The sequence below is a fragment of the uncultured Actinomyces sp. genome (genome assembly GCF_963542285.1).
GTDB lineage: Bacteria > Actinomycetota > Actinomycetes > Actinomycetales > Actinomycetaceae > Pauljensenia.
The window spans coordinates 1-5,836 of sequence record NZ_CAUTWQ010000031.1; the positions used below are offsets into that span (position 1 = coordinate 1).

Consider the following 5,836-nt stretch of genomic DNA (forward strand, 5'->3'; position numbering starts at 1 on the left):
GCACTGCCCGCGAGCGCGCTCCACCGCCGACAACGAGCACTTTCTCGATCGGAACGCCCAGCTCACGCACGCATTCGAGCGCGAAACGCATGTGGGCAAGCAGCCCCTCGACACCGGCCCGAGCAAGGTGTGCGCGCGTCGAATTCTTGAGCGTCATTCCTTCCAAGCGTGCGGTGGCATCAGGCAGGTTCGGCGTACGTTCTCCCTCAAAATAGGGAACGAGGCGCAGCCCTCCCGCATAGGGGACCGACAGTGCCGCGTCGTCCAGTTCCTCATAGCCGAGGCCACTCATCGCGCCGACCGCGTCGAGGATTCGCGAGGCGTTGAGCGTGCACGCGAGGGGAAGCCAGTGCCCGCTTGCGTCGGCAAAGCCCGCAACTTGACCACTGGGGTCTTCAATAGGGGTCTCGCTGACAACCGACACGACTCCTGAGGTTCCCAGTGAGAGCAGAGCTTGGCCGACACCGAGGCCAACACCGAGCGCAGCCCCGGCATTGTCCCCGCATCCCGGTCCGATGGCGATTTCTCCCCATCCTTGCGTTGGATCCCCAAATCCCATCGCCTCCACGGGATCGCAGATCTTTGGCAGGATGATTCCCTCGGCCTCTTCCATCGAGATTCGTAGGGCCTGAGCCAAGATTTCACGCCTGTAGACTGCGTCAGCTCGATCCATGTAGCCCGTTCCCGAGGCATCGGAGCGGTCAGTGTACAGTCCATTCAATCCGACAGTCTCAAAACCGCCGCGAATTTTCCAACTCAGCCAGTCGTGTGGCAGGCAAATTGCCGCGATCTTCCTTGCGTTCTCCGGCTCATTGTCTGCAAGCCAACGCAGTTTCGTGACCGTAAAAGAAGCAACGGGGACGAGGCCCGTGGCCTGCGCCCACCAGCGAGCGCCGCGCGCACGGTCTCCATCGCCTCGTTCATTGGTGAGCTCCTCGGCCGCACCGGCGCTTCGGGTGTCATTCCACAAAAGCGCCGGGCGGATAACCTCACCTCGCTCATCCAAGCAGACCATTCCGTGCTGTTGCCCGCCCACGCTGAGCGCCCGTACGTCATCCAATCCGCCAGCAGCGCGCACGGCCTCGAGGAAGGCATCCCACCATGCCTGAGGGTCGACTTCGCTTCCCTCGGGGTGCGAGGCGCGACCTTCACGGACAATCCTTCCGGTGACCGGATCACAGATGACGACTTTGCACGATTGCGTGGAGGAGTCGATTCCAGCAACGAATGGCCTGCTCTCACTCATTTTTCAGCCGATCAGGTGGCGCATGGCCTGCTGGTAAAGCTCGACGTAGTGGTACTCGCGAGCACCCTTTGCTTCGGCGTCGAAATTTTCGAAGGCACTGCGGTCAGCGAGGAAGTCCTCGATGCTCTCTCCGGGTGCGAGCGTGGGCGTTGCCAGTTCGGCAACAGATGCCGCTTCCATGAGTTCTTGGGTGAGCGGATCGGCGCGGAATTCGCGTGCCTTTTCGGCCAGAGTTAGGTACATTTCCATGTTTGCGCGCGCGGATTCCCACACGCCTTCCATGCCCTCGGTTCGGCTGGGCTTGTAATCGAAGTGACGAGGCCCTTCGTAGCGAGGCCCGCCCCCGGGGAAGCCGTTTTCCAGCAGATCGACGGTAAAGAAGGCACTGGCCAAGTCGCCGTGTCCGAATGCCTTATCTTGGTCGTACTTCAGGCCGGATTGTCCATTGAGGTCGATGTGGAAGAGCTTTCCGGCGTTGAGTGCCTGAGCCAAGGCGTGCGTGTAGTTCAGGCCGGCCATTTGTTCGTGTCCGGTTTCGGGGTTCAATCCAACGACGTCACCGTTATCGAGCTGGGCGATCAGGGCCAAGGCGTGACCAACGGTGGGAAGGAAGATATCGCCTCGGGGTTCGTTGGGCTTGGGTTCAAGACCGATGCGGAGGTTGTAGCCGCGAGACTTGATGTAGGCGGCGACGGTATCGAGGCCTTCGCGGTAGCGATCAAATGCGGCGTTGAGGTCCTTCGAGGAGTCGTATTCGGCGCCCTCACGCCCGCCCCACATGACGAAGGTTGTTGCGCCAAGTTCCGCGGCAAGATCGACGTTACGCAAGATCTTGCGCAGGCCAAAGCGGCGGATCTCGCGGTCATTATTGGTCAGGCCACCGTCTTTAAACACCGGGTGGGTGAAAGTATTTGTCGTCACCATTTCGATGACGAGCCCGGCTGCATCGGCAACCTCTTTGACGCGCATGACTCGCTCATGACGCTCCGAATCCGAGGCATCGAAGTCGAAGACATCGTTGTCGTGGAATGTAATACCCCAAGCGCCGATTTCTGCGAGTTTCGCCGTGTATTCCCACGGATCGAGGACGGCTCGGGTGCCGGTTCCGAAGGGATCAACCGCGTTCCATCCCACGGTCCATAGGCCGAAAGAGAAGCGATCTTCGGGTCGAGGTGTATGCGCCATAGCATGACCTTCCAGATTTTTAATCGGTGCAAAAATATGCACGTTTTTGTTATGCCTCATAACATAATCCACAAAGTGCGATAGAGTCAAGACATGCCTAACGCAGTTCGCACGCAAAGCCCACATTCTGGCGCCACGAACCAAAATCTGCGTGCACACAATCTTTCGCTGGCATTGCGCCACATCCTGGCCAATCCCGGCGCAATCAACCGCGCAGGAATCGCGGCGCAAACCGGAATTTCACGCGCAACAATGTCGCGGCTTGTCGACGAACTCATCGCCACCGGCCTCGTTGAAGAAAGCGACGATAAACTTTCCACTGGCGGACGAGGGCGACCCACAAGCGTCCTCTCCCCCGCCTCGGGAACGGTCATCGCCCTGGGACTGCAGGTAAATATCTCCCTTCTTGGCGCCTACCTTGTCGACCTCAGCGGCAATGTCCTCGCTCGAGAGACACTGGATGGCGATTTCTCCGGCTCAAATCCACAGACAATCCTGCGCAAACTGGCTCGAATGGGAAGGCGCGTCCTCCACGCAGGACGCGAAGAAGGCACGACATTCCTCGGCAGCGCACTTGCCCTCCCCGGCCTCGTTTCTGGCGACACTCTCGTCACCGCTCCAAACCTCGGCTGGAAGAACATTCCCTTCGACGAACTCACCCACCCCCTCCACGACCTCCACGTCACCCTCATTGCGAACGAGGCCGACTTAGCAGCCTTTGCGGTCGCCCATCCCCGCCCGGGCGTTCCCGAGGGACCCGCATCTTTCATCTATGTCTCTGGGGAAGTCGGCATCGGCGGCGGCCTCGTCATCAACCATCAGCCACTGGGTGGAGCCCACGGCTGGTCGGGCGAAATCGGGCATATATGCGTTGAACCTCAAGGAAACGTCTGCTCCTGCGGAGCCCGCGGATGCCTGGAAACCATTGCTGGACTCAAGGCACTGTGCCGAGCAGCGGGCTTGGGAGACGAGGCTAGCGCGCGCGAGCTCACCCAGCTCGCCGGACACAGTGCGAAGGCTCAAGATGCTCTTGCCTATGCCGGTCATGCGCTTGGGCAAGCCCTAGCAGGCGTCGTCAACACCGTCGATATTTCACAGGTCTACTTGGGTGGCCTCGTCGCCGAGACCGCACCCTACTTACTGCCAACGCTGCACGAAGAATTAGAAACTCGAGTTCTCCAAGCTCCCTGGTATGCGCCCGCTATCGACATACTTCCCTCATCTGAGGACCTTTCCCTGCGCGGCGGGGCTTTCCAGATTCTCGAACGAATTATGGACGATCCGATTCACTGGAAAGACGGCGCATTCTAGGCAGGATTCACAGGCCCCACATAGCTATCCGGCAAGCGATAGCAAGGCTCCTGTGTTGCAATGAGGCTATGTGTGGAATTGTTGGACACGTCGCATGTCAAGCCTCTCAACGGAGTCGTCAGGTCGTCCTCGACGGCCTCTCACGCCTGGAATATCGCGGATACGACTCCGCGGGAATTGCCTTGGCACGTCCGGGAGAACTGGACGTCATCAAGGCCGTCGGCAAGCTGGTCAACCTACGCGAGGCCGTAGATTCTGAGGCGCCAGCCGATGCTTACGCAGGGATCGGGCATACCCGTTGGGCAACTCACGGGCGTCCCACGATTGCAAACGCTCACCCCCACGTCAGCCCCGACGGACGCTTCGCGCTTGTCCACAACGGGATTATCGAAAATGCTGATAACTTGCGCGCCCAGTTGCGCGCACAAGGCGCGGTTTTCGCCTCGGAAACTGATACGGAAGTGGTCGTGCACCTGCTCGCGCGTGCCTACGGTCAGGCGGACGCGGCCTCGTACACGGGTGAAGTTGCGGGACTGAGCGGCACTGACGAGGCCGTCGCGCGCCGCCTGGTCGTCGCCATGCGGGAAGTGACGGCAAAGCTTGAAGGGACCTTCACGCTGCTTGCACTATCTACTGAATCTCCCAAGGTCATCGTTGCCGCGCGCAGATCATCGCCGCTGGTTATTGGTTTGGGCGAGGGAGAGAACTTCCTTGGCTCGGATGTCCTGGCATTTATCGAGCACACAAATCGCGCGGTAGAAATTGGGCAAGACCAGCTGGTTGTCGTGAGCGCGCAAGCCGTGACGGTCATCGGTGCGGATGGGCACCCGGTTCCCCTGAAGGAATACGAAGTCGATTTTTCGGCGGATCGAGCGACCAAGGGCGGATGGCCGACCTTTATGGAGAAGGAAATCCACGAACAGCCTCGGGGCGTTGCGGATACTTTGGCTGATCGTCTGGATTCCCACGAGCACTTGGCTTTGGATGAGATCCGCATCCCCGAGCACGTCCTGCGTGGGATCGACAAGATCATCATGATTGGTTGCGGGACTGCTTCTTATGCGGGGCAGGTCGCCCGTTACGCGATCGAACACTGGTGCCGAATTCCTGTAGAAGTCGAGCTTTCCAGCGAATTCCGCTACCGCGATCCGGTTGTCGGAGAGAAGACTCTGGTTGTCGCAATTTCTCAGAGCGGCGAAACTATGGACACCATCCAGGCGATTCGCCACGCGCGCGAACAGGGCGCGAAGGTCGTCGCGATTGTCAATACTCCCGGTTCGACAATTTCACGCGAATCGGATGCAGTGATTTTGACTCATGCGGGGCCTGAAATCGCGGTTGCCTCAACGAAAGCCTTCACATCACAGGTCACCGCCTGCTTCATCCTTGGTCTGTATTTGGCGCAGGTTCGCGGAAACAAGTACGCCGATGAAATCGCCGACTACATGGAGAAGCTCGCCCGCGTACCCGAGGCGATTCAGAAGGTTTTGGATAGCGGAGAAACCGTTCGCCAGTTCGCCCGCACCATGAAGGACGCAACCTCCGTGATCTACTTGGGCCGTCACGTGGGCTACCCCGTCGCTCTTGAGGGCGCGCTCAAGCTCAAAGAAATCTGCTACATCCACGCGGAGGGTTTTGCGGCCGGCGAACTCAAGCACGGGCCGATCGCCCTGGTGGATGAAGGACAGCCGGTCGTCGTCATCGTGCCAACTCCGCGCCGCCCCGAACTGCACGCGAAGGTCTTGGCGAATATCCAAGAGGTCCGCGCGCGCGGTGCCCGAACCATTGTCATTGCAGAGGAAGGCGATACATCGGTTGATCAGTTCGCCGAAGTTGTCTTCCGCGTTCCACCGGTTCCAACGCTATATGCACCGCTACTGACAATTGTTCCGCTGCAGATTTTTGCGTGTGAGCTTGCGGCGGTGAAGGGGCTGGATGTTGATCAACCGCGTAACTTGGCCAAATCCGTCACTGTGGAGTAGGTCGGCATTCCCGCTTAGGTTCGCCATTCCACGCGCATACGGCGCTTTATTCGATTCCGCACGCCTTGTAGACATGAGTGAGCATCGCAAGGCGCTCCTCCAGTGTCGCGTC

Annotated in this window: 4 protein-coding genes; 2 read left to right on the plus strand and 2 right to left on the minus strand. The window is 59.5% G+C overall.

Translation table 11 applies throughout. The features are described 5' to 3' along the window. Positions 1-1,246: FGGY family carbohydrate kinase (locus tag RW023_RS08295; RefSeq protein WP_315580744.1), on the minus strand; the 1,246-nt coding region annotated here is incomplete at its 3' end. A gap of 3 nt (positions 1,247-1,249) precedes the next feature. Beyond that, positions 1,250-2,431 (minus strand): xylose isomerase, encoded by a 1,182-nt coding sequence (gene xylA / locus RW023_RS08300; protein WP_315580745.1) that lies wholly within the window; start codon positions 2,429-2,431, stop codon positions 1,250-1,252. Positions 2,432-2,524: 93 nt separating this feature from the next. Here xylA and RW023_RS08305 point away from each other — a divergent pair, with 93 nt between their 5' ends. Beyond that, entirely contained in the window at positions 2,525-3,742 is a 1,218-nt protein-coding gene (locus RW023_RS08305; RefSeq protein ID WP_315580746.1) for an ROK family transcriptional regulator, read from the plus strand. A gap of 68 nt (positions 3,743-3,810) precedes the next feature. Next, complete coding sequence (glmS, locus tag RW023_RS08310) at positions 3,811-5,724, plus strand: glutamine--fructose-6-phosphate transaminase (isomerizing) (protein ID WP_315580747.1); 1,914 nt, start codon at positions 3,811-3,813, stop codon at positions 5,722-5,724. Positions 5,725-5,836 lie beyond the last annotated feature (112 nt).